A 22907-nucleotide genomic window follows, 5' to 3' on the forward strand; every position below is an offset into this window, starting at 1 on the left:
CAAAGACCCGAGGCATTTCAAAGCGATTTTCGAGATTTCAAGCGCAACAGAAGTTCTGCGCAGGCAAGCAAGAGGCAAGACGACCCATGACAAGATACATTCTCAGTGCGGCTTTCTCGATGCTGGCCACAACCGCTTTCGCTGCCGATACGGAACCGACAGTCACGCACAATGCCTGCTCTGGCCATGCCGAAGCCTATATCGGCAGACTCTATTCGTTCAATATCGGCAACCTTGGTGACGTTCACACCTATGGGGGTGCCACCCGCGCCAATTGTAACATCGAGGGCAACTGGAACGTTCAGGGCGACTTTGTCGTCGATCGCCTTGCCGCCGATGGAGCAGGCTATACCCAATATGGCGGCACCGCGCATCTGTTCTGGCGCGACCCGTCCTCTTTTGCCGCCGGCATCTTCGTTTCCGTCAACAGGACCGACATCGAGACAGTCGACTGGACGGTATATTCAGGCGGGCCGCAATTCCAGGTCTACCTCGATCAGGTCACACTCTTCGGACAGGCAGAATATGGGCAGTTCGACATACAAGGCAATTCCGTCGACTTCCTGGGCGCGCGCGGCGTCGCCCGTTATTTCGCCACGCCCAATTTACGCTTCGACACGGAGATCGCCTATCGCGACTACGATCCACTCCCGATCGACGTGTTTTACGCCGCGGCCCAGGCAAATTATCGATTTGACGATACTCCCTATACCGTGTTTGCCCGCTATCACTATGAAAACGTATCTGCCGGCGGCAACGATCAAGAGTTTCAAAGAATAACGGCAGGCCTGCGTATCAGCTTTGGCAGCGGCACGCTGCTCGACGAAGACCGTCATGGCGCCGCGATGGATACGTATCGCTCCAGTTTGATATCGGGTGGTTTCTGACCGTTTTGGGCATCACCGTTTCAGAACATCGCACGAAGCCTTCGACCTATCGGGCATTTGAGCCTGCCCCTTTGAAAAAGAGCGGCGAGAGAACAGGCCGAATGCCCTTCGTGGCCATCTTGTACGGTCATTTCGCAGCACGCCCTGCCGCGCGGACAGGTGCTGCGGGCATATCTTTTGGTGAAGGCCAGACGAAATGGCAGCTCAGCCAGCATCCGGTCGCATCATGATTCAACGCGCAGCCCAATAGAAACCGAAAGGGAACAACATGCACAGAAACAGAATCACATCCCCCCTCGTTCTCGCCGCGGCCCTTCTGGCGACCGGGCTCATGCCGCCATGCCAGGCATTCGCCAAGGATTGGCTCGAGAAAGTCGAAGTCAAAAAGGACGGAATCGATCACGCGCCAATTGAAGTTTCGGCAAAAATGGGCGGTTACACCAGCATCAAGTCCAAAAGCCACACGTTCATGTTCAGTCTTTATGCCCGCGCGACCAGCGGCGAGCGTATCGTCGCCATGAAACTGGGTGTCGTCGATCCCGTGCGGTATTTCGAGCACGACGGCGGTTACTGGCATCAGATATTCACGAATCGAGACATCGGCTCAGGCAGCAAACGCACGGTCTCCATCAACTTCAATCCGGTCATTCCCATGGGCAAGATTCAATGGTTTGGCTCCAACCCCAAGACCAAGTGCGACCAGAAACTGCAGAAGCTGATGAGTGAGGGCATGACCAAACAGCAGGTGCTCAGCCAACCACAGGAGGCCGTGGCGCGCGCCTATTTCGAGCTCGACGCGGTGGCTTCACGCAAGAACAAGGCTGCCAAAGGCTGGAACATGAACAATACCGACCACCAGCGCGACAGCTATGTATATGATGTGCGCGTGGTCTGTGCTGCCGGAAACAAGAAGGTCGGCAACTAGACACAGAACCGGATTCACCCCTCCGCCCCCTGACTGATTTCTGCCGCACTGCCCTTCTAATCGATTAGCCTTATTTTTTTGCATGAGCCGCGATTCTCTCTTTTCGCTGCTCATTCTTGGCTGTAACGATTGGGGCATGAATGCAGTTTGGATGGTTTGAGCGGTGATGCGGTTTGTGAACCATCTTCTGGTGCGGTGGCGTTCGCTGACGGCCGGCGTGCGCGCCTATATGGTCGGCCTGGCGCTTTTGACCACGCTGCCGCTTACCATTTTTTCGGTCCTGATCGTTGGCGAATTGCGCAGCGGCGAACTGGAATCGGTCAGACAGCGCACCACCGGCGAAGCGGAGGCCATTGCCCGGCTGGTGGACCGCCAGTTGCACGACATGGTGACGACGCTTCTGGTTCTGGAAACCTCTCCGGAACTGCGCAGCCGCGACTTCGGGCGCTTTCACAGCCGCGCCAAGGCGGCGCTGGTGCGCAGCGGCTGGTATATGCTGGTGGTCAACCGCCAAGGCCAGCAATTGCTCAACACCCGCGTCGATTACGGCGAAAAACTGGGCCTGACCGGCAATCTGGAATCGATCGAAGAATCCGTCAAATCCGGACGCCCCTATATATCCGACGTCTTCAAAGGCCGCACCAGCGGACGCTTCGTCTATAATGTCATGAAAATGGTCGATGCGCCGGGCGTGCGCGACGACGAACTGGCTCTGATCCTGACGCAGGATGCGCCCTTGCTTGGCAGCCTGATCGGCGACCGCCCGCTGCCGCCCGAATGGAGCTATGCACTGATCGACGGCGACAATGACATTGTCACTTCGCCCAATGGCAAGGATACCGGCGAGCCCTTCCCGGCCGAGCTTCTGGAGGAGGCCAAAACCGTCAGCATGACGGGCGAAGAGCTTCCCGCTGCCGATATGATGACGGGCTATTCCCGCGTCGGCGTGACCCCATGGCAGGTCGTGGTGTGGGGACCGTCCAGCACCGCCATCGGCACCGTTGGCACCACATGGCGTTACCTCATTCTCGCCGGCATCGGCTTCTTCCTGCTGTCCATCGTGTCGGCAATGGTCTTCGGTCGCAAGCTGCAGAGCGCCATCCGCCTGATCTCCGAACGCGCCGAGGGCGTGGGCCGCGGCGAGATCGTGCCGCCGCTCTATACGGGCGTGACCGAAATCGACCAGGTGTCGCGGGTCATGTCCGAGGCCTCGTTCGACCGCAACCAGGCGGAAGAGCGCCTGCAGGTGGTGTTGCGGGAAATGGCCCATCGCACCAAGAATGTCATTCTGGTGGCGCAGGCACTGGTGCGCCAGACGGCAAGGCACACGCAGGATCGCGACGCTTTCGTCAAATCGATCACCGGCCGCATGGGGTCCTTTGCCCAGTCGCTGGATCTTTTGACCGGCAATCGCGCGTCAAGCCCGACCTTCTCCAAGCTGATTACCGTACAGCTCGACAGTTTCCTCGAACCCGGCGCGCGGCTGAACACCGAGGGCGAGGATTTCGATGTCGATGACGACTGCGTCAAGGAAGTGGGCATGCTGCTGCACGAGCTTGCCACCAATGCGATGAAATACGGTGCGCTGTCGACGCCGGACGGTCAGCTGGATTTGCGCTGGCACGGCTTTCGGTCTGAAGACGGCAAGGAGTGGATCCGGATCACCTGGCAGGAAGCCGGCGGCCCGCCGCCCAAGGAACCGGATGAGAAAGGCTTTGGCTCCGTCCTCATCCAGTCGACCGTCTCCAGCCTGCATGGCACGGCGCAATGCGAATATCTGCCGGAAGGCATTTGCTGGACCTTCGAGATCCCGGCAACGATGATCTGCGCCAAGCCGGTATAGCTAACCTATTTCTCGGCGCAGATGGCGTAGCGGTGCTGGGTGGCGCGTTCGAGGCCCTTGAGGAACGAGAAGTTCCGGCGCTGGGTGCGGTGAATGGCGCGCATGTCCCGATCCAGCGTGACCTTTGAGAAACCTGCCTCATTCAACAGCGCCATAACCGCTTCGGCGCGCGCGCCATCGCAGAAATGCACGCGCGACAGGATCGAGGCATGGGTGGCGGCCATGTCGCCCGCGATCGGACCGTTCTCGACGGATTTGGGGCCAAGGCCCAGGCGTTTCAAAAGCTCAGACAGCGTGCGCGAAATCCTGGCCACCGGGCCGGGATTGACGAAATCGCCGTCGACCACCAGCAGCTTGCCGCCGGACTTCAAAAGCCGGTGCCATTCGCGAAAGGCAGCGGAGGGATCGACGAGGGTCCAGACCAGATGGCGGTTGGTGATCACGTCATAGCTTTCATCCGGTTCCATGGTGTTTTCGGCATCGCCCAGATAAAAACGGATCGTCCGTCCGCGGTTCTTCGCCTTGGCGCGCGCGCGATCGAGCATGGGTTCGGACCAGTCCATGCCGGTGACCTTGAAGCCCAGATCGTCGAGCAAATGGCTGACAACCGCAGTACCGCAGGCCAGATCCAGCGCCGCGCGCCCCTCGCCCCGCCCCAGATGTTTCTCAAGCAGCGCATGCCAGGCCCGGCGTTCCTCTTCCGAGAAAATCTCGTGTCCCGGCTGGGTGTCGAAGGTTTCGGCACGCCTGGACCAATAGGCCTTGATTTCATCGCGAAGGCCGAGATTTGAAAGGGATGCGGAAGGGGTCGCGTGCGTCGTCATGGGTGCGTTCCGTCGAAAGATGAACAAGATTGGAAAGTTTCTAAAAGATATTTCTTGACTGCGAAAGTCATAAAATCATAATTCGCCAAAATCCGAAGCTCCCACAGGAGAAATATTGATGTTCCATTTCAAGATGGTGGCTCGCGCCGCCACGCTTTCGCTCGCGCTTGTTCCAGGCCTGGCCCTGGCCGACATGGTCACCATTACCGATATTGCCGGCCGCAAGGTCGAGGTCAATACGCCGGTAAAGCGCGTCATCCTGGGCGAAGGACGTCAGATCTATTTCACCGCAGCGCTGGACACCGACAATCCCTTTGGCCGCGTGGTCGGCTGGCGTAACGACTTCCAGAAAGCCGATCTCGACGGCTATAACATCTATCTGAAGAAGTTCCCGGAGATGGCCGACATCCCGACCTTCGGCGGCATGAAGGACGGTACATTCGACATCGAGCAGGCCGTCGCCCTGAAGCCCGATGTGATCATCATGAACACCGAAGCCAAGGCGGCGACGGAAGAATCGGGCTATATCGAAAAGCTCGCCAAGGTCGGCATTCCGCTCGTCTATATCGACTTCCGCGAAAAGCCGATGGAACATACCGATGAGTCGATGCGCATTATCGGCCAGTTGTTCGGCAAGGAAGATCGCGCCGAGGAATTCGTGACATTCCACGACGCACAGATTGCCCGGGTGACCGACGTTCTGGCCAAGCATGCAGACGTCAAGAAGCCCGTCGTGTTCATGGAGCGCGCCGGTGGCTATTCCGATGATTGCTGCATGTCTTTCGGCAACGAGAATTTCGGCAAGATGGTCGAGCTTGCCGGTGGCATCAACATGGCCAAGGACTTCATTCCCGGCACCTTCGGCACGGTTAACCCGGAGCAGATCATTGCCTCCGACCCCGATCAGGTGATCATCACCGGTGCCAACTGGGAGCTTTATGTCCCCGGCGGCAATTGGGTGGGCGTCGGTCCCGGTGCCGATCCGGCAACGGCTGAAAAGAAGCTCGCAGCCCTGATGGAACGGCCTGCCTTTACCGGCATCAAGGCAGTCAAGGACGGCAATGTGCATGCCATCTGGCACCAGTTCTACAACAGCCCCTACCAGTTCGTGGCCGTTCAGCAGATCGCCAAGTGGCTGCATCCGGACCTGTTTGCCGATCTCGATCCCGATGCCACCTTCCGCGAATTGCATGAGCGTTTCCTGCCGGTCGACTACCATCCCGGCTATTTCGCCTCGCTGAAAAGCGGCTCCTGATCGCTCGATTTTTTTCAGTCCATACCCCGGCGGCTTCGGTCGCCGGCTTTCTTTATTCGAGGACGCCCATGCTGACCGTTAAGACGCTTGCAAAACTCGCCGCCCTTTTGGCGCTTCTGGCAACGCCCGCTCTGGCCGAACAGATCACCGATGCCGCAGGCCGCACTGTCGATATCGACATGCCGGCCAAGCGTGTTCTCGTGGGGGAAGCCCGGCAGGTGAGCGTTATTTCCGCCCTTGCCGGCAAGCACGCCTTCGACACCATTGTCGGCTGGCGCGACGATCTGATGACCAAGGATCTCGACACCTACCGCAATTACCTGGAGGTCTTTCCCCAGATCGCTGATCTGCCGCGCTTCGGCTATGTCGGCAATGGCACCTTCAGCGTGGAAGCGGCGATTGCGCTGAAACCCGATGTGATGACGCTGAACCTGGAATCGCAAAAGGCCGCCGAAGAAAGCGGGCTGGAAGAAAAGCTGGCCGCCGTGGGTGCCAAGCTCGTCTATATCGATTTCCGCGTCGATCCCGACGCCAATATGGAAAACTCCATTTCGGTGCTGGGCAAGCTGTTCGGCAACGAGAAGACAGCCGATGAGCTGATCGCCTATCGCCGCCAGCAACTGGCCCGCGTGGCCGATGTTCTGGCCGCGCATCCCGGTATGCGCGAGCCCAGGGTCTATATCGAGCGCGCCCCCGGCATTGTCGGCGACGAGGTGTGCTGCCAGACCTTCGGCCCGGTCAATTTCGGCAAGATGATCGCGCTCGGCGGCGGTCACAATATCGGCTCGGATTTCTTCGACAAGTTCTCCGGCGAACTGAATGCCGAACAGCTGATTGTCTCCAACCCGGATATCGTGGTGGTGACCGGTGCCAACTGGAGCCGGCAATCGGATGTCAACAAGTTCGTCAGCATTGGCCCCGGCGCCGATCTCAATACCGCACGCGCGCAGCTGCAGGCGCTGATGGAGCGGCGTCCCTTCAATGCCCTTCCCGCAGTCAAGGCCGGCAAGGCCCATGCGATCTGGCATCAGTTTTATGGCACGCCCTATGACTTCGTCGCCGTACAGCAATTCGCCAAGTGGTTCCATCCGGATCTGTTTGCCGATCTCGACCCGGAAGAGACCTTCCGCGAGTTGCACGACACATTCCTGCCGGTGCCCTACAAGACCGGTTACTTCGTCTCGCTGACCACGGAGAGCAACTGATGGCAGCGCTCACCGAACACGACAGCGCCACCGCCACACCGCTGGAAACGGGCAACCGTTACCGGGCGCTGGCGGGCCGCAAGATCGCCATTCTGGCGATCCTGTTTGTCTGCCTGCTTGTGTCCGTTGCCGCCGACATGGCGCTTGGACCGGCGCGCTATTCGCTGGCCCAGGTGCTTTCGGCCGTGTTTTCACCCTCCACAGCCGATGTGCAGCTGCGGGTGGTGATCTGGGATATCCGCATGCCGATTGCCATGATGGCGGTGACCGTCGGTGCCTGTCTGTCGCTGGCCGGCGCGCAGATGCAGACCATTCTCGCCAATCCGCTGGCAAGCCCGTTTACGCTGGGCATTTCGGCGGCCGCCAGCTTTGGCGCGGCGCTCGGCCTCGTCACCGGCGTTGCGATCTATCCCAGTGCGACCCAGTACATGATCCCGATCAATGCCTTCCTGATGGCCATGGGGGCATCGCTGTTCATCTACGGTGTGTCGACGCTGCGCGGGGTGACGGTGGAGACCATCGTGCTGCTCGGCATTGCCCTGGTCTTCACCTTCCACGCGCTTTTGTCGCTGCTGGAATATCTGGCGTCCGAACAGGCGCTGGCCGCCGTGGTGTTCTGGACCATGGGCTCGCTGACCAAAGCCACCTGGGGCAAGGTTGCGGTCACCGGTGCAATCCTCGTTGTCGTTCTGCCGCTCTTTGCCCGCAATGCCTGGGCGCTGACGGCGCTTCGCCTGGGTGACGACAAGGCCGCCTCCTTCGGCGTCAATGTCAAGCGGCTTCGGCTGGAGACCATGCTTTTGGTCAGCCTCCTGGCGGCCATCCCGGTCTCCTTTGTCGGCACGATCGGCTTTATCGGCCTGGTCGGCCCGCATATCGCGCGCATGGTGGTGGGCGAGGATCAACGCTTCTTCATGGCGGGCTCTGCCATCTGCGGCGCATTGATGCTGTCGGCCACCTCGGTGGTGTCGAAAATGCTGATCCCCGGCGCAATCCTGCCGATCGGCGTGATCACGGCTCTGGTCGGCGTCCCCTTCTTCTTCTCGCTCATCTTCACCAACAGGCGGCGCGCATGGTAGCCCTCTCCCTCGACAAGATCGGTGCCCGCTATGGCCGCACCACGATCTTCTCCGACATCACCACCGGTGCCATCCATGGCGGCGCACTGACCGCCATCATCGGCCCCAATGCGGCTGGCAAGTCGACATTGTTCAAGCGCATTGCAGGCCTGTTGTCGGGCGATGGCGTTGTCCATGTGTCGGGCACGGAGGCGACCTCCAACGCCATCTGTTACATGCCCCAGGATACCGGCGCGAATGCGGTTCTGACCGTTTACGAAAGCGTGCTTCTGGCCGCCAAGCAGGGCGGCAGCTGGCGCGTTGGCGACGATGAACTGGCCGAAATCGACGGCATTCTGGCCTCGCTCGGCATTGCCGATCTGGCCTTCCGCGATCTGGGTGCCCTGTCGGGCGGCCAGCGCCAGCTGGTGGCGATTGCCCAGGCGCTGGTGCGCAAGCCGAAGATCCTCCTGATGGATGAGCCGACCTCGGCGCTCGATCTCTTCCGCCAGATCGAGGTGCTGGAATATATGCACCGTCTTGCCCGCAAAAGCGGCATGGCCGTGCTGATCGCGCTTCACGATCTCAACCACGCCATGCGCTACTGCGACCACACCATGATCGTCTCCAACGGCCATCTGGTGGCCGACGGCCCGACAGCCGAGGTCATCACGCCGGCGATGCTGGCCGAGGTCTACAAGGTCCACGCCCGGATAGAAGCCTGCACGCAAGGGCGACCGCTGGTAATTGTGGATGGGACCGTTTGAGGGCTAGCCAGCTGAGTCCCAGAGGTGAAATATTGGGCGTAGGCTAATTATCCCCGCCTATAGACATCGAGGTCGCGTGCACCGATATCCTGGGCGGGAACCAGCTTGTAGTGCCGCTCATTGACAAGCGATACTTCGTCGCCGTCAAAAGTAAGCTCGAACATACCGATTACATTGTCCCCCATAAATTGGGCAGACACTGCCCGTGGAATGCATCGCTCATACCGCACCTGCGTCTGGCAAAAGGTCACATCCTGGATTGTTTGGATAACACCGAGTTTGTCGGACCCTCCCTTTGCTTGAACAGGAATTATATACTGAGATCCATTGCTATCCAGCCCAACGTAAAGCTCATCGATTTCAATTTGTCCGTAATTTTGTATTTTTGTTCTCAAGTGATTTTGTAGACTGTAAGATGTTATCCCGAGAAAGATATCAATCAACCGATTGTATCTAACTTTCGCTAAAAGTGCCTGCTCGTCCGTGAGAGCATATTGCCCAATAATTTCAGGTGTCGCATCTGGAATCTTCCTGACAAGAAGCCCCGGTGTAGGCTCTATGTGACGTAGCCGACTGAGTCGAAATCTGTATTTTGCGTCACCAGCCCCAAGTATTAGCCAATACGATCCCAGGGGCTCGGTCTCTAGGATACGAGGAGGGAGCAGCTTGCGATAGCGATAGCTATAAATCACGTCACCAAGGTTCTTTGGTCGCGCAACACCGAGACGGTCCGCAGTTTCAGCAATTTCCTCCCGATCAAACTCGAATTCCAGCATACCGGCTCGATAATTGCGAAAGAAAATTTCTTGTATGATTTCTCGGTAAACGCTTTCGTTTTTCTTCGAGTTTTTAGCGTCTACGCCATCGTTATGTTCACCTGCAGATCGCTTATCATTTGGCATTTGTGACCCTCAGATGGGCGTGCGCAGCTTCAATTTCCGATTGCTTCCGTTTCTTTGCACCGCTTTTCATATTTCGCTTCGAGTTAGGCTTCTCGACGCCAAAGTACTTAGCTGCACTTGAAAGTTCCATATAGAGGAGTTGCTCATCGCCTAACGTCAACACCTTAGAAGGGCGGACCGGCACAACTCCAAGAGCGGAAACGACGCTCGAAGCGACATGCCTGGCAAGGGGCGGCGGAACAGAATTTCCGATTTGCCTTGCGCCATGCCACTTCGTTGCGTGAAGTCGAAACCAATCCGGAAATCCGTGAAGACGTGCCATTTCACGTACCGTTACGCACCGGGCGAACTTGTAGTGAATGGGGCGCGGACTTGTAAACGCGCCCCGCGCACCATCTGTGCCGGCCCTCAGGGTATTCGATATTCCAACCGGCGAAAGTTTGAAGAATCGACTAATGGGCTCCACAGTGCCCGGTTCGGTCTCCGAAAATCGACGTTTGGAGATATCCGTATGGACGGTTCGTGCGCTCGACGTCAGAAGCGACGGATTCCATTTACGTACATAAGAATAATGCCAGGAATCATTTGTTAGGCACCGCATTTCGGCTGCGTAGTCAGATGGCTCCTTGAATGAATAGCTTGGAACTGCATCTGTTAGCGTTAGCACATCAAAATTCTCAGCATCAGGCACATCGCCGATCGCCTGTTCACATGAAGGCCCTAATCGTAATCCCGGTATGTATCGCTTGCCGCTTGCAGGATTGGAAACAGCTAAAGGATAATCGGGCACCTTGTGACCGATCCTAGAACCGAACAAGATTAGCCTCTCCCGATGCTGAGGAACGCCGTAGTTGGCCGCGTCGAGAACGCGCCAAGGAAGCCGAACTTGATAGCCTTTGGCGGCGAATGCCTCCACTAACTCATCAAGAAATGCGCGTTGTTTACCGACGGTGAGACCTTTTACATTCTCGAATACGAACGTTTTTGCGTTCAGTTCGGAAACCAAACGGACAAAGTCCATCACGAGGCTATTTCTAGGGTCGTCGAGTACTCTTTGACCCATCAATGAAAACCCTTGGCAAGGGGGGCCTCCAAAAACACAGTCAACATCCCGGTCTCCCAAGCCTGCCAAATCTCTAATTCTTTTTCCTGAAAGCGACGACACAGATTGCGGGATTACCACTGTATCCGGAAAATTGAACTTGTGAACGGCACAGTGAATTGGGTCCACTTCAACCGCGGCCGCGACATCGAAGCCAGCCTGCTCAAAACCAAGGCTCATCCCTCCTGCGCCGGCAAATAAATCTATAGCAACGGGGCGCGAGTTCCCCGCCGTGGCTGAATTTCGATTCGTCATAAAAAGACCCTACCGAGGCAAATCCGGATTGTGGAACGAATTTTCGGTTGTTTCGATAAATGCCCTCAGTCGATGCACGACTGCAACGGCATCAGCCAATTCGCACTGCCAGACTGTGCACACGTCCCATCCCATGTGTTTTAATCTTTCGATATTTCGTGCATCTCGTGCGCGGTTAGCTTCAAGCTTCGGCCCCCAATATTCAAGCCGTGATTTTGGCGCACGACCTTTTGCACAGCCGTGACCATGCCAAAAGCATCCATGCACAAAAAGCACTTTCTTTCTTCCCGGAAACACAATGTCGGGAGTTCCTGGAAGATCTTTGCGGTGAAGTCTATAGCGATAACCTGCCGCGAATAAAGCTCTGCGCAATGACAGCTCGGGACCCGTGTCCTTCGTTTTCACGGATCTCATGATGTGGCGCCGTTGCTCAGGCGTTCTGCTGTCTACCATGCGAATAAAGCTAGTCCTTCCCGCGCAGCATTTCTAGGTTGATCAACTCGCTTATAAGGACCTAATTCAGACTGCTCCGCTCCGCATACCGTTGACAACAGAACTCTTAATATGACCGCCAATGTTTGCGTTGCCGCTCGACCGCAAATTCCCCATTGACGTCCCGACGTAATATAATTACACCCATCCCCGTTGAAGGTTCTCCGAAGGCATGCGCTGGAGGGGATTAAAAGGGAACACGGTGAGACGTACCCAAAAGGGCGCAAATCCGTGACTGTCCCCGCAACTGTGAGCGGTGAGTTCACCCGGGAATGCCACTGGCCGAAAGGCCGGGAAGGTCCGGGGGCGCTGTGACCCGCAAGTCAGGAGACCTGCCCTCGACATGTCTGAAGAAACCTGGCCGGGGTGAGCCAAGGGGAAAGATTGATGGCGTTCGACGTTCACATTGCTGTTGACAGCCGCATAGGCTCTTCCCGCTCCCCCGCTTCTTGCGTGGAGGCTTGCGATGGAACTGCCGTCGTCTTTGATCGGCTCTAGTCCGGCCCGGCTTGCCGTCGAAGGCTTGAGCTGGGGACCGCATCGCGGGCCTTCCCTTGTTTGCGAGATCGATTTTGCCGTCGAGGCCGGCCGGATGCTGGCCATTGTCGGGCCCAATGGCGCCGGCAAGTCCAGCCTGCTGCGCTGCCTTTACCGCTATCACCGCCCCTCTTGCGGCCGTATCCTGCTGGATGGCGCCGATGTGTGGGACATGCAGCCGCGCGAGGTCGCACGACGGATTGCGACGGTTTTGCAGGAACCTGCCACCGATTTCGGGCTGACGGTCGCCGAAATCGTCGAACTTGGGCTGTCGCCCCATCTATCAGGCATGAGCCGGAACGCGGTCTATGCCGCAATCGGGGACGCGCTGTCCCTGATGAAGATCGACCATGTGGCATCGCGCAATTTCGCCTCGCTGTCCGGTGGCGAAAAGCAACGGGCGATGATTGCGCGTGCGCTTGCGCAAAAGCCCGACCTGCTGATTCTCGACGAGCCCACCAACCACCTGGATATCCGCCATCAGCTCGAAGTCCTGGCGCTGTTGTCGCATCTGCCAACCACGGTGATCGTGTCGCTGCACGATCTGTCGCTGGCCTCTGCCCATGCCGATCATGTGCTGGTGCTGGCCAGGGGCCGCCAGGTCGATTTCGGTGCCGCCGGCCATGTGCTCACGCCCGATGCGATCCGCGACACCTTTGCCGTGGAAACCGTGATCGACAGTCACCCGGTCACCGGGCGGCCGCGTTTTTCATTCCATCTTCAGCCATCCATTTCAGGGAAATAATCATGCGTCTCGCCCCATTGCTTCTGTCCGCACTCGCCCTTTCGGCCACAACGGCTGCCGCATCCGGTTTTCCGGTCACGGTCAAAAGTTGCGACCGCGAGGTGACCTTCGATGCGGCACCGAAACGGGCCGTCTCCCACGACGTCAACCTCACGGAAATGATGCTGGCGCTCGGTCTGACCGGCAATATGGCCGGCTATACCGGTGTGACCGGCTGGAAGACGCTGGACGAGACGCTGACCGCCGACATCGCAGCCCTGCCGGAACTGACGCCCACTTATCCGACCAAGGAAGTGTTGCTGGGTGCCGACGCCGATTTCCTGTTTGCCGGCTGGAACTACGGCATGAAGGTGGGCGGCGAGGTCACGCCCGACACGCTGACGCCCTTCGGCATCAAGGTCTATGAGCTGACCGAAAGCTGCATCCACATCATGAAGAAGTCGAAGTCGTCGATGGACGACATGTATGGCGACATTCTCAATCTTGGCCGCATCTTCGGCGTGGCGGAACGCGCCGAGACACTGGTCGCCGGCTACAAGCAGCAGCTCGCCGAGGCGATGGCGGATCTGCCGGAGCGCAAGGGGCCGCTCAAGGTCTTCGTCTACGATTCCGGCGAGGAAAAGCCCTTTACCGCCGGGCGCTATGCCATGCCGACCGCGCTGATCGAGGCTGCCGGCGGCACCAATATCATGGACGATGTGGAAACCAGCTGGACCACGGTTGGCTGGGAAGGCGTGATCGAGCGCAATCCGGATGTGGTGGTGGTTGTCGATTACGGCGAAGTGAGCGCCGAACAGAAGATCGCCTTCATGCGTGACAATCCGGCCTTCCAGGATATTCCAGCGGTGAAGAACAATCGCTTCGTGGTGCTGCCCTATGCCGAGGCAACGCCCGGCCCGCGCAATATCGAGGCCATCAAGACGCTGGCTGCTGCCTTCAACCCGCCGGTTCGCTGATGAGCCACCGGCATTTCATCGACGGCCCGCGCCACGCCATCGTGCATCTGATGCCGTGGCTGGTGGTGGCGCTGATCCTGGCGCTGGTCGCGACCATTGCGGCTGGCGTGAGCTTTGGCGCGACCGCCATTCCGCTTGCCCATGTGTGGAAGATCACCCTCAGCCATCTGGGCATGTCCGGCCTGGAGGCCGACTGGAGTGCCGGTCGCGACAATATCGTCTGGCAGGTGCGCCTACCGCGGGCGCTGCTGGGCGCGTCCATCGGGGCAAGTCTGGCGCTGGTGGGGGCCGCCCTTCAGGCCGTGACCCGCAACACACTGGCCGATCCGCATCTGCTCGGCATCTCGTCGGGGGCCGCGCTTGGCGCGATCATCGTGCTGCTGCATACCGGCATGTTCCTGGGCCTCATCACCGTGCCGCTGTTTGCCTTTTTGGGCGCACTCGGCAGCACGCTGCTGGTGGTGGCGGTTGCGCGCTTTGCCCATGCGAGCGATGCGAGCCGGCTCATTCTCTCGGGCGTCGCCATCTCCTTCGTGCTGACCTCGCTTGGCAGTCTGGCAATTTTTCTGGGCGACCCGCGCGCCACGCATACCGTGGTCTTCTGGATGCTGGGCGGGCTGGGGCTTGCCCAATGGAACCAGCTTTCCTATCCGCTGGCCGCCCTTTTCATCTGCGGCGGCTATCTGGTTTATAACGCACGCAATTTCAACGCGATGACGCTGGGCGACGAGAGTGCGACCACCCTTGGCGTCTCTGCCGGTCGCTTTCGCATGACGGTGTTTATCGTCTGCGCGCTTCTGACCGGCGCAGCCGTTGCCTTTTCCGGCATCATCTCCTTTGTCGGGCTGATGGTGCCGCATCTGGTGCGCATGGTGGTCGGAGGCGATTATCGCCGGGTGCTGCCGCTTTCGGCGCTCGTCGGGGCCATTTTCCTGGTGGCCGCCGATATCGTCGCACGCGTGATCATTCCACCGCAGGATATGCCGCTCGGCATCATTACCGGGCTTGCCGGCGGCGTGTTCTTCATCGTGCTGATGCGCAGAAACGGCAAGGCAGGCTGACCCGTTGTTGTTTAGAACATCAGCTGACCTGGGCGATCATTCTGGCCTTGCGTCGTCCGCTGATTGCCAGAACGTCCGCTGCACTGACAGGTGCGCCGAAGTAATAGCCCTGAATGAGATCGGGATTGAGCGGCAGGAGTATTTCCAGTTCGGCTGAGGTTTCAACGCCTTCGATGACACTGCGCAGGTTCAGCCGCTGACACAGGCTCAAGAGACCGGCAACGATCTCGCGCGAAGTGTTGCTGGTTTTGAGCGTGCGCACGAAGCTCTGGTCGATCTTGATCTTGTCGAGCGGCAGGGTTTCGATATGGCGAAAGCTGGAATAGCCCGAGCCGAAATCGTCCAGTGCAATCCGGCAGCCGGCTGCCCGCAGGTCTTCAAGAATACTGCGGATCAATGGAAGGTCCATCATGACCGCCGTCTCGGTGATTTCAAATTCCACCCTATGCGGCGCCACGCCCGCACGCTCGATCACCGACAGGAGCTTACCCGCGATCGAGCGACAAACCAGATCATGGGCCGACAGGTTGAAAGACAGGGTAATGTCGTCGCGAAGGTTGGCCAGTGTCTGCATCGTCTTTTGAAACAAGACGGTCGTGATCATCGGCATACGGCCCGACCGCTCGGCAATCTCGATAAACTTGTCGGGCCGGATCGCGCCCAGTCCCGCACAATTCCAGCGGGCAAGGGCCTCATAGCCGGTGACCGCGGCATCGCGCACCGAATATTGCGGCTGAAACACGATATACAGTTCGTCATGCAGATCATGTTCTTGCAAGGCACGTTCCAGCGCCACCCGCTCGGTCATTTCGCGCTGCTCGCAGACATCGAAGACGACGGTCCGGCCTCTGGAGCCTGCCTTCGCCTTGTAGAGCGTGTAATCGGCACGCTCATAGAGTTCCGCGCCCGAAAGGCCTTCGCCCGGGAAGCGGCAAAAGCCTGCAGACGCGCCGACGGTCAATCTGTGCAGATCGATCATGAAGGGCTCGGACAATCGCGCAATCAAGGCATCGCATTCCCGACGGATCGTCTCGTCGGTGCAGTCATCGGGAACAATGACGGCAAATTCGTCGCCACCGATCCGGCCAAGGGTAACGCCCTCACTGGACAGATTGATCGCCAGGCGCTTGACCACCGACACCAGTAGCCGGTCACCGACGACGTGACCATAGACATCGTTGATGCCCTTGAACCGGTCAAGGTCGATGACCCCGAACCAGAATGGTTTTCCGGCAGCAATCAGGCAGTCGAGTTCGTCGAAAATGGATCGTCGGTTCGGAAGCGACGTCAGGGGGTCGGTACGGGCCAGATCCTGCGCTGTTGCTGTCATTGCATCGGCTGCCAGACGGGCCTCTATCTGCTTGAGGACCGCCTTGCGCAGCAACCAGGTCATGCCGAAGGCGGCAAATGAGCCGGCAACGCCGATGAACATATACTGTTCGGCGGTCGCGGCATCGGCCTGCTGGGAAAGCCAGAACAAGGTGCCGATCGACAGGACGATACTGGCAAGGGTGACCCTCAGTGTCACGCCGGAGGTGGAAAAGACGACGGCCATCAGCACGAAATAGATCAGCTTCGACGGCTCGAAATGAACCAGCATATGGACCAGAACATTGGCATACATCAGCAGATTGATGGCCAGCCCCGCCCGTTCCAGCAGGCCCAGATCGACCTGACGCCCGGCCAGAACGACCTGGCGCAGGAGCGCATAGGAGATCGCGGTGATAAAACTGAGGCTGGCCAGAATTGCCAGATTGGTGCCTGTCTCGTCACGCCAATGGCCCCAGGTGACGAACAGATAATAGGCACATCCGGGAACCAGGAAACCGCGCACGATCGGGACATAGGCCTCGGCGAGCGCCTGCCGATGGTGCCCATCGCCCCATGTCGTACAGTATTGCCCAATTGCCTTCAGCATGCCGCCCCCCGGAACCTTTGTTCTGGAGTGCACTGACGCCGGGCCTCTTGCGGTAAGGGCAGACCGGATCTTCGTCATCGCAGCTTAGAACGATGGGGGATGACTACAGATTTCCATTTAAGGCTGGATTAATTTAGCAACTAAAAACCGATCTGGCCGCTATAATTCCGCACCTCGATTGAATGAAACGTGCCCGCAGCATCGTTTAATTGATCGAGATCAAGAACAGGACGGGCATATGCCGACTTCAGATATTGCCTGATCCCGCTATCGTCGGATCCGGCTCGTTCTCGCGCAGCACATCCCAGTCGATCAGATAGTCCTCGAAGTCTTCGACCGGTACATCCTCTTCCGACACCGTGCGGCCGCTGGCGGAGATGCCGGCTTCGTGGACGGTGTTGCGTTCGCCGGACACCAGATAGTGCCACCAGTAGAGATCGCGGCCCTCATCCACCAGACGATAGGCGCAGGTCGGCGGTAGCCAGGCAATGTCCTCGACACCTTCCACGGTGAGCTGGATGCAATCGGGCACCGTGTCCTGTCGGTTCTCATAGTCCTTGCAGCGACAGCTCTTGTCATCCAGCAGGCGACAGGCAACCGAGGTGAAGGCAATGGCGCCGGTTTCCCAGTCTTCAAGCTTGTTGAGACAACAGAGCCCGCAGCCATCGCACAGGCTTTCCCACTCATCATTACTCATCTGGGAGAGCGATTTGTGTTTCCAGAATGGAACGGTCTCAGTCATTTTTGATCTTCCAAAGCCCTCATATCAGGCTTTTCTACTTGTTCTTTCCGTGCACATGTCTCATCTATTTGTGCAATAGATCGCGCATTTCGGGCTAGCTCTGGCCGTTCGGGCAGGCCACGTCAAGCTTCTGCGCGCGGGTGAAGACAGGATTTTTGCGTGCAGGACCAGGATCAGCCAGGCCGGAAAAAGCGTCTCAAGCGCCATTTTCTCCTTCGTATCGACAGCTGGATCGACTCGACGCTCTGGAGCGCAGGTTTCCGTGCCGGCGAAATCTGGGAAGACATCACCATCTTCTCGCGCAAGTTCCGCATGCGCGGATGGAAGCGCTGGGTCTTCGAAATCCTGGGTGAAGGCATGACGCTGGGCACCGCCGGTGCTGTCCTCATGCTCGCGCTTGCCTTGCCTGCCTTTCAAGAAACCACCAAAGATTGGCGAAGTCGTGGCAATTTCGCCGTAACCTTCCTCGACCGCTACGGCAACGAGATCGGCCATCGCGGTATCATCCACGAAAACTCGGTGCCGGTGGACCAGTTGCCGGATCATTTCATCAAGGCCGTTCTGGCAACGGAAGATCGCCGCTTCTTCTCCCATTTCGGCATCGATTTCCTAGGCCTTGCCCGCGCCATGAGCGAAAACGCCAAGGCCGGCGGCGTGGTCCAGGGCGGCTCGACGCTGACCCAGCAGCTGGCGAAGAACCTGTTTTTGACCAATGAGCGCTCGCTGGAGCGCAAGATCAAGGAAGCCTTCCTGGCGCTGTGGCTGGAAGCCAACCTGTCGAAGAAGGAAATTCTCTCCACCTATCTCGACCGCGCCTATATGGGTGGCGGCACCTTCGGGGCGGCGGCGGCCTCGCAGTTCTATTTTGGCAAGAACCTCACCGAGGTGAACCTTGCCGAAAGCGCCATGCTGGCCGGCCTGTTCAAGGCGCCGGCAAAATATGCGCCGCATGTGAACCTGCCGGCAGCGCGTGCCCGCGCCAACGAAGTGCTGACCAACATGGTCCAGGGCGGGCTGATGAGCGAAGGTCAGGTGATTGCCGCGCGGCGTAATCCGGCAACCGTTATCGACCGCGACGAAAAGGAAGCGCCCGACTATTTCCTGGACTGGGCCTTCGATGAGGTACAGCGCATTGCCGCGCGCATGCCGGAACATTCGCTGGTGGTACGCACCACGATCGATCTGGGCCTGCAACAGGCGGCAGAGGCGGCGGTGGAATCCAGCCTGCGCGAATATGGCGAGGGTTTCCATGTGCGCCAGGGCGCGCTGGTGATGATCGAAAACGGCGGGGCTGTGCGCGCCATGGTGGGCGGGCGCGACTATGGCGAAAGCCAGTTCAACCGCGCTTCCCGCGCGCTGCGCCAGCCCGGTTCGTCCTTCAAGATCTACACCTATTCGCTGGCCATGGAAAAAGGCATGACGCCGGACAGCCCGATTGTCGACGCGCCGATCCACTGGGGCAACTGGAACCCGCATAATTATGGCAACAGCTATGCCGGGCGGATCGATATCAAGACGGCACTGGCAAAGTCGATCAACACCATTCCGGTGCGGCTGGCCAAGGAAAAGCTTGGGCCAAATCCGATCGACCAGATTATTGCACAGGCCAAGAAATTCGGCGTGGAGACCCCGATCCGCAAGGATGTGACCATCCCGATCGGAACCTCGGAAGTGACCGTGCTCGATCAGGCGACCGCCTATGCGGTGTTTCCCGCCGGCGGCCTGCAATCGCGCCGGCACGGCATTGCGCAGATCATGACCTATGGCGGCGACGTGCTTTACGATTTCGACCGCGACGAACCGCCACCGGAACGGGTTCTGTCTGAAACGGCTGCTTCCTATATGAACCAGATGCTGACGCGCGTTCCCTATGTGGGCACGGCGCGGCGCGCGGCGGTCGATGGCGTACTCACCGGCGGCAAGACCGGCACGACGCAAGCCTATCGCGATGCGTGGTTCTGCGGCTTTACCGGCAATTATACCGCAGCCGTCTGGTTCGGAAATGACGACTATACCTCATCGGCCAACATGACCGGCGGTTCTCTGCCGGCCATGACCTTCAAGAAGCTGATGGATTACGCGCATCAGGGGATCGAGCTGAAGCCGATCCCGGGCGTCGACAACCCGCTACCCGATGGCCCGCGACTGGCCAGCAAGATCGGCAAGAGTGGTTCAGCGGATGACGATACCGTGCCTGAGCTGATCCGGCCACGCACATTGTCTGCGCAATCGACCCGGATCGTGCGCGAGGCAGCCCGTCTTCTGCGCGATGCCGCACCGCTGACGCGTGATGCGCAGACGACGGCCAGCATCGAGCCCGAGCCGGCGGCTCTGCGGTAAGACATACCGTTTGAGGTTGATTAACCATCGATATCACCAGACCTGTTTCCGGCTGGCCGATACCCCAAAGTTTAAAGCGGAATTAACCGACCAAGCCGCATTGGTCTGGTCGACGCCATGATCGGCGCGACCGTAAGACAATTGCGAGTAAACATCTCATGACGAGCTGGCTTGGCCTCGACGCACGCCCCACACTGACAGACGAAGAGCGCACCGCCTATGACGCCTCACGGGTCGAGGCACGAGCGCATGTTCTGTTTCAGACTGTGACGGCGATCTGCGCCTTCTACCTGTCCTATATCGTGGTGGATTACCTGCTGGTGCCGGATGCCTTTGAGTTGGCTGTCCTGTTGCGCTTCGGCGTCGTGCTGCCCATCGCGATCCTGTTATTGGCCTATCTGCGCAGCTCTGCACCGCTGCGGCACAAGGAAGTCGCAGCGCTTTGCGTCTCGGTCAGCGGCAATCTTTTCTGGTGCGTGATTGTGGTTTCCAGCCATAATCCTTCGGTGCTGAGCTATTATTATGCAGCACTGGTGTTCCAGGCGGTGATTGCCATTGCAGCCAAGACGCCGTTCATTCCAAGCCTCATTGCCAGCCTCGTCACCTTCGTCATCAATTACAGCTTTATCTGGTTCCTCTCCGGTTCGACGCCCGACTATGTGTTCCAGCATTTCGTGGTCTACATGCCCGTCTTTCTGCTGACGATGGTGACCTGTCACCAGCTTGAGGCAGAACGGTTGATCGTGTTCAAGCAGGCCCATGAGAACGAGCTTTTGAAGGCTGAGCTTTCGCGCCAGAACGAGGATCTCGCAAGGCTCTCCTTCACCGATCCCCTGACCCGGCTTGCCAACCGACGCGGCACCGATGCGGCGCTAGCGGCAATGCGAGACGGCAAGGTGAAAGGGCTTGGCAATGCGGCACTGTTCATCATCGACATCGACAAGTTCAAGACCTTCAACGACAATTACGGCCATGCCGCCGGCGATCACTGTCTGGCGATGGTGGCCGCTGCCCTGGAACAGGAAACAGCACCCTTGATGCATATCGGTCGTCATGGCGGCGAGGAATTTCTGGCGTTCCTTCCCGATTGCGACGGGGCCAGAGCCTCGCTGCTGGCCAAGCAGCTTTGCGGCGCGGTGGCGGCAATGGACATTCGTCACGATTTCACCGGCACCAGCGAGAACCGCATCACCGTCAGCATCGGTGTGGCCTGTGGTTCCCTGGAGAGCACCGAGCAGACGCATGCCCTGTCGAAGAGGGCGGATGAAGCTCTCTACGCAGTCAAGAATGGCGGGCGCAATGGCTGGTTGGTGGCACAGGTTTCCAGACCGAAGGCAAGCAGCGCGGCATAGCCAGAGGTCCTGACCCGGCGTCGTCCAGCCTGTGCGCGTTGACGACGCCTCTTTCCCTTGTGGCGGAATCAGGCTACCCCTCGACAATCGTTCACCGAGGATTTGAACCGCATCGTGTTCCGGGTTCCGCTGCTCATTGCCGTCGCTCTTCTGATTGCCTTTGGCGGCGGTATCGGCTCGACGATTTCTGCGCTCAATGCCTCTGCCGGTGCAGGCGGCATTCATGTCGGTGCCTGGGCCGCCTACCCGCTTGGCCAGACCGAGGCAGCCGATCCTTACGCCAAATCGCATCGGGCCCGCGCCGGACTATTGCTGCTGGGGAGCGCCGAAGGGCTGACATTTTCAGCGACCGAAGATGATGACGGCGAACGCCTGACCGGCACCTGCAGCTACCGTATTCACGGCACCACCCCACAGGCGAGGGCCTGGACGCTGTTTGCCGCCGATCTTTCCGGCCAGCCCCTGCCGATCCCGCAGGAACTGCCGGCGGCTTACAACTCCCGTACCGTATTGCGCGAACCGGATGGAAGCTTTGCCATCACGCTGTCGCCGACCGCCAAGCCGATGAACTGGCTGGCATTGCCGGATACCGGCTATTTCACGCTGATCCTGCGGCTGCTGGATACGCCGGCTGCAGGCAATTCGGGCCTGCTCGATCTCGACATGCCAAATGTCGAGAAGATCGGCTGCGGTCATGAATAAGGTCTTGCTGGCCGTTGCCACCGGCCTGATCGGGGCTGCCGTTCTGCACATCATCATCATCTTGTCGGTGCCGCATTTCACGGGACGCGACGCCTATACGCGCGTTCAGGCCGAGGGCGAGGCAAACGACTTCCATCCGCTATCGGCCGATATCGACGAGGCGGGCCTCTCCAATATGGATCCGTTTCTCAGGACGGCGGTGTGCCATTTCGATACGACATCCGCACCGGTGCGGCTTTTGGCACAAAACGGGCGGACATTCTGGTCGGTTGCCATTTTCGATGCCGACGCCAATGAAGTGTTCAGCATGAATGACCGGACATCGGTGGATGGGGTGCTGGATGTGCTGATCGCCTCGCCTCAGCAGGTTGCCCGCATCCGCAGGGCACCGCCGGACGCTCTTTCGCAATCGATCATTGTGGAAATGCCTGCGCGCAGCGGTTACGCGGTGCTTCGCATCATGGTGCCACAGCCCAGTTTCGAAGAGGGCGCCAAAGCCTTTCTGAGCGAAGCGGCCTGTGCGCAGTTCGCCGGGCTTTAGGCTGCGGCTTCGGCCTTCAGGACGGGCCGCGACCTCTGCTGATCTCGACCTGTTCAGGCCTGATCGACATCCTTCTTTCCAACGCCGCGGGCTACGCGCTTGGCCTTGTTTTGCAGGGGCTTTCCTGCTGCCGGGCTGTCTTCAAAACGTTCGTAACGAATGCCGGTGAACAAAAGGATGGCCGCCTCGCCGCCGTCGACAGGCGATGTCCTGCCACGCTGACGGGCGATCCTTTCATGTATCGATATGACCTCTGCCATGTGTCGTCTCCAATGCAAGCCATGAGACGGATGAAGAGAACTCGATTTCACCCTGCCCTTGTATATTCAAGGGCTGGCGCATCTCCGGATGGCGCGGTCATTTGGCGCCGTAATCCAGAGGCATTTGCGCCGTTCTCGTCGCGATGGGCCTTCAGACCAAAGTCCTCAGGCCAGGAACGCGTACGCCGTCTGATCCCAGACAACCGAAACAAATCACTGCTTCGATCTAACTATCATA

General features: G+C 58.9%; 21 protein-coding genes and 1 riboswitch. Of the genes, 14 read left to right on the forward strand and 7 right to left on the reverse strand.

All coding sequences use genetic code 11. The features are described 5' to 3' along the window. The first annotated feature begins 86 nt into the window (after positions 1-86). The 3 genes from ACWPM9_RS14950 (at position 87) to ACWPM9_RS14960 (ending at position 3655) form a co-directional block, all read left to right on the forward strand. On the forward strand, positions 87-887 hold the full coding sequence (locus ACWPM9_RS14950; protein WP_484755639.1) for a hypothetical protein: 801 nt from the start codon (positions 87-89) through the stop codon (positions 885-887). A gap of 268 nt (positions 888-1155) precedes the next feature. Continuing rightward, positions 1156-1812 (forward strand): hypothetical protein, encoded by a 657-nt coding sequence (locus tag ACWPM9_RS14955; RefSeq protein ID WP_428185403.1) that lies wholly within the window; start codon positions 1156-1158, stop codon positions 1810-1812. Between the two features lie 175 nt (positions 1813-1987). Continuing rightward, positions 1988-3655: a sensor histidine kinase gene (locus ACWPM9_RS14960; RefSeq protein WP_484755640.1), complete on the forward strand. Its 1668-nt coding sequence runs from the start codon at positions 1988-1990 to the stop codon at positions 3653-3655. A 5-nt stretch (positions 3656-3660) separates the two neighbouring features. Here ACWPM9_RS14960 and ACWPM9_RS14965 read toward each other — a convergent pair whose 3' ends face one another. Then, positions 3661-4479 (reverse strand): class I SAM-dependent methyltransferase, encoded by an 819-nt coding sequence (locus ACWPM9_RS14965; protein WP_484755641.1) that lies wholly within the window; start codon positions 4477-4479, stop codon positions 3661-3663. Positions 4480-4597: 118 nt separating this feature from the next. On the opposite strand from ACWPM9_RS14965, the gene ACWPM9_RS14970 reads away from it, so the two are divergent. The 4 genes from ACWPM9_RS14970 to ACWPM9_RS14985 all read left to right on the forward strand — a co-directional run bounded on the left by ACWPM9_RS14970 (position 4598) and on the right by ACWPM9_RS14985 (position 8764). Then, positions 4598-5734, forward strand: a complete 1137-nt coding sequence (locus ACWPM9_RS14970) for an ABC transporter substrate-binding protein (protein WP_484755642.1) — start codon at positions 4598-4600, stop codon at positions 5732-5734. A gap of 68 nt (positions 5735-5802) precedes the next feature. Further along, entirely contained in the window at positions 5803-6939 is a 1137-nt protein-coding gene (locus ACWPM9_RS14975; protein ID WP_484755643.1) for an ABC transporter substrate-binding protein, read from the forward strand. Continuing rightward, positions 6939-8018, forward strand: a complete 1080-nt coding sequence (locus tag ACWPM9_RS14980) for a FecCD family ABC transporter permease (RefSeq protein WP_428185407.1) — start codon at positions 6939-6941, stop codon at positions 8016-8018. The genes ACWPM9_RS14975 and ACWPM9_RS14980 overlap by 1 nt, the downstream gene beginning before the upstream one ends. Continuing rightward, positions 8012-8764: an ABC transporter ATP-binding protein gene (locus ACWPM9_RS14985; protein WP_484755644.1), complete on the forward strand. Its 753-nt coding sequence runs from the start codon at positions 8012-8014 to the stop codon at positions 8762-8764. Before ACWPM9_RS14980 ends, ACWPM9_RS14985 begins: the two co-directional genes overlap by 7 nt. A 47-nt stretch (positions 8765-8811) precedes the next feature. Here the strand turns inward: ACWPM9_RS14985 and ACWPM9_RS14990 are convergent, their stop codons facing one another. From ACWPM9_RS14990 to ACWPM9_RS15000, 3 genes are read right to left on the reverse strand one after another with little or no spacing between them, the layout of a single operon-like run. Then, a complete protein-coding gene (locus ACWPM9_RS14990; protein WP_484755645.1) occupies positions 8812-9666 on the reverse strand; it encodes an endonuclease in 855 nt (284 codons plus the stop codon). Next, a complete protein-coding gene (locus tag ACWPM9_RS14995) occupies positions 9656-11023 on the reverse strand; it encodes a DNA cytosine methyltransferase (RefSeq protein WP_484755646.1) in 1368 nt (455 codons plus the stop codon). The genes ACWPM9_RS14990 and ACWPM9_RS14995 overlap by 11 nt, the downstream gene beginning before the upstream one ends. Before the next feature lie 9 nt (positions 11024-11032). Further along, positions 11033-11476 (reverse strand): very short patch repair endonuclease, encoded by a 444-nt coding sequence (locus tag ACWPM9_RS15000; protein WP_484755647.1) that lies wholly within the window; start codon positions 11474-11476, stop codon positions 11033-11035. 179 nt (positions 11477-11655) lie between these two features. Continuing rightward, a riboswitch (cobalamin riboswitch) is annotated at positions 11656-11869 on the forward strand. A gap of 112 nt (positions 11870-11981) precedes the next feature. Between ACWPM9_RS15000 and ACWPM9_RS15005 the strand changes: the two genes are divergently transcribed. Genes ACWPM9_RS15005 through ACWPM9_RS15015 form a run of 3 tightly spaced genes read left to right on the forward strand, consistent with a single transcriptional unit; the run spans position 11982 to position 14814 of the window. Beyond that, positions 11982-12797, forward strand: a complete 816-nt coding sequence (locus ACWPM9_RS15005; protein WP_484755648.1) for an ABC transporter ATP-binding protein — start codon at positions 11982-11984, stop codon at positions 12795-12797. 2 nt (positions 12798-12799) lie between these two features. Then, positions 12800-13753: an ABC transporter substrate-binding protein gene (locus ACWPM9_RS15010; RefSeq protein WP_484755649.1), complete on the forward strand. Its 954-nt coding sequence runs from the start codon at positions 12800-12802 to the stop codon at positions 13751-13753. After that, positions 13753-14814: a FecCD family ABC transporter permease gene (locus ACWPM9_RS15015; protein ID WP_484755650.1), complete on the forward strand. Its 1062-nt coding sequence runs from the start codon at positions 13753-13755 to the stop codon at positions 14812-14814. Before ACWPM9_RS15010 ends, ACWPM9_RS15015 begins: the two co-directional genes overlap by 1 nt. A gap of 19 nt (positions 14815-14833) precedes the next feature. Here ACWPM9_RS15015 and ACWPM9_RS15020 read toward each other — a convergent pair whose 3' ends face one another. Both ACWPM9_RS15020 and ACWPM9_RS15025 read right to left on the reverse strand, forming a co-directional pair. Beyond that, a complete protein-coding gene (locus ACWPM9_RS15020) occupies positions 14834-16732 on the reverse strand; it encodes a putative bifunctional diguanylate cyclase/phosphodiesterase (protein ID WP_484755651.1) in 1899 nt (632 codons plus the stop codon). 247 nt (positions 16733-16979) lie between these two features. Then, the gene (locus ACWPM9_RS15025) at positions 16980-17474 is read right to left on the reverse strand and encodes a YcgN family cysteine cluster protein (RefSeq protein WP_428185413.1); all 495 of its coding nucleotides are present in this window, start codon (positions 17472-17474) and stop codon (positions 16980-16982) included. 159 nt (positions 17475-17633) lie between these two features. On the opposite strand from ACWPM9_RS15025, the gene ACWPM9_RS15030 reads away from it, so the two are divergent. The 4 genes from ACWPM9_RS15030 to ACWPM9_RS15045 all read left to right on the forward strand — a co-directional run bounded on the left by ACWPM9_RS15030 (position 17634) and on the right by ACWPM9_RS15045 (position 22409). Further along, a complete protein-coding gene (locus ACWPM9_RS15030) occupies positions 17634-19814 on the forward strand; it encodes a transglycosylase domain-containing protein (protein ID WP_428185414.1) in 2181 nt (726 codons plus the stop codon). A gap of 158 nt (positions 19815-19972) precedes the next feature. Then, a complete protein-coding gene (locus ACWPM9_RS15035; RefSeq protein WP_428185415.1) occupies positions 19973-21166 on the forward strand; it encodes a GGDEF domain-containing protein in 1194 nt (397 codons plus the stop codon). Between the two features lie 114 nt (positions 21167-21280). Then, positions 21281-21868, forward strand: coding sequence for a DUF1214 domain-containing protein (locus ACWPM9_RS15040; RefSeq protein ID WP_428185416.1), 588 nt, complete (start codon positions 21281-21283; stop codon positions 21866-21868). After that, a complete protein-coding gene (locus ACWPM9_RS15045) occupies positions 21861-22409 on the forward strand; it encodes a DUF1254 domain-containing protein (protein WP_484755652.1) in 549 nt (182 codons plus the stop codon). The genes ACWPM9_RS15040 and ACWPM9_RS15045 overlap by 8 nt, the downstream gene beginning before the upstream one ends. Positions 22410-22462: 53 nt before the next feature. On the opposite strand, the gene ACWPM9_RS15050 is transcribed toward ACWPM9_RS15045, so the two are convergent. Further along, positions 22463-22669 carry a hypothetical protein gene (locus ACWPM9_RS15050; RefSeq protein WP_428185418.1) on the reverse strand — a complete coding sequence of 69 codons (207 nt, stop codon included), beginning with the start codon at positions 22667-22669 and terminating at the stop codon, positions 22463-22465. Positions 22670-22907 lie beyond the last annotated feature (238 nt).

The sequence above is a fragment of the Agrobacterium sp. H141 genome, from assembly GCF_057158725.1.

What these genes read in the sequence shown, in the direction of transcription:
- ACWPM9_RS14950 (WP_484755639.1), top strand. Translation starts at nt 87, where the DNA reads ATGACAAGATACATTCTCAGTGCGGCTTTCTCGATGCTGGCCACAACC.
- ACWPM9_RS14955 (WP_428185403.1), top strand. Translation starts at nt 1,156, where the DNA reads ATGCACAGAAACAGAATCACATCCCCCCTCGTTCTCGCCGCGGCCCTT.
- ACWPM9_RS14965 (WP_484755641.1), bottom strand. Translation starts at nt 4,479, where the DNA reads ATGACGACGCACGCGACCCCTTCCGCATCCCTTTCAAATCTCGGCCTT.
- ACWPM9_RS14970 (WP_484755642.1), top strand. Translation starts at nt 4,598, where the DNA reads ATGTTCCATTTCAAGATGGTGGCTCGCGCCGCCACGCTTTCGCTCGCG.
- ACWPM9_RS14975 (WP_484755643.1), top strand. Translation starts at nt 5,803, where the DNA reads ATGCTGACCGTTAAGACGCTTGCAAAACTCGCCGCCCTTTTGGCGCTT.
- ACWPM9_RS14980 (WP_428185407.1), top strand. Translation starts at nt 6,939, where the DNA reads ATGGCAGCGCTCACCGAACACGACAGCGCCACCGCCACACCGCTGGAA.
- ACWPM9_RS14985 (WP_484755644.1), top strand. Translation starts at nt 8,012, where the DNA reads ATGGTAGCCCTCTCCCTCGACAAGATCGGTGCCCGCTATGGCCGCACC.
- ACWPM9_RS14990 (WP_484755645.1), bottom strand. Translation starts at nt 9,666, where the DNA reads ATGCCAAATGATAAGCGATCTGCAGGTGAACATAACGATGGCGTAGAC.
- ACWPM9_RS14995 (WP_484755646.1), bottom strand. Translation starts at nt 11,023, where the DNA reads ATGACGAATCGAAATTCAGCCACGGCGGGGAACTCGCGCCCCGTTGCT.
- ACWPM9_RS15000 (WP_484755647.1), bottom strand. Translation starts at nt 11,476, where the DNA reads ATGGTAGACAGCAGAACGCCTGAGCAACGGCGCCACATCATGAGATCC.
- ACWPM9_RS15005 (WP_484755648.1), top strand. Translation starts at nt 11,982, where the DNA reads ATGGAACTGCCGTCGTCTTTGATCGGCTCTAGTCCGGCCCGGCTTGCC.
- ACWPM9_RS15010 (WP_484755649.1), top strand. Translation starts at nt 12,800, where the DNA reads ATGCGTCTCGCCCCATTGCTTCTGTCCGCACTCGCCCTTTCGGCCACA.
- ACWPM9_RS15015 (WP_484755650.1), top strand. Translation starts at nt 13,753, where the DNA reads ATGAGCCACCGGCATTTCATCGACGGCCCGCGCCACGCCATCGTGCAT.
- ACWPM9_RS15020 (WP_484755651.1), bottom strand. Translation starts at nt 16,732, where the DNA reads ATGCTGAAGGCAATTGGGCAATACTGTACGACATGGGGCGATGGGCAC.
- ACWPM9_RS15025 (WP_428185413.1), bottom strand. Translation starts at nt 17,474, where the DNA reads ATGACTGAGACCGTTCCATTCTGGAAACACAAATCGCTCTCCCAGATG.
- ACWPM9_RS15035 (WP_428185415.1), top strand. Translation starts at nt 19,973, where the DNA reads ATGACGAGCTGGCTTGGCCTCGACGCACGCCCCACACTGACAGACGAA.
- ACWPM9_RS15045 (WP_484755652.1), top strand. Translation starts at nt 21,861, where the DNA reads ATGAATAAGGTCTTGCTGGCCGTTGCCACCGGCCTGATCGGGGCTGCC.
- ACWPM9_RS15050 (WP_428185418.1), bottom strand. Translation starts at nt 22,669, where the DNA reads ATGGCAGAGGTCATATCGATACATGAAAGGATCGCCCGTCAGCGTGGC.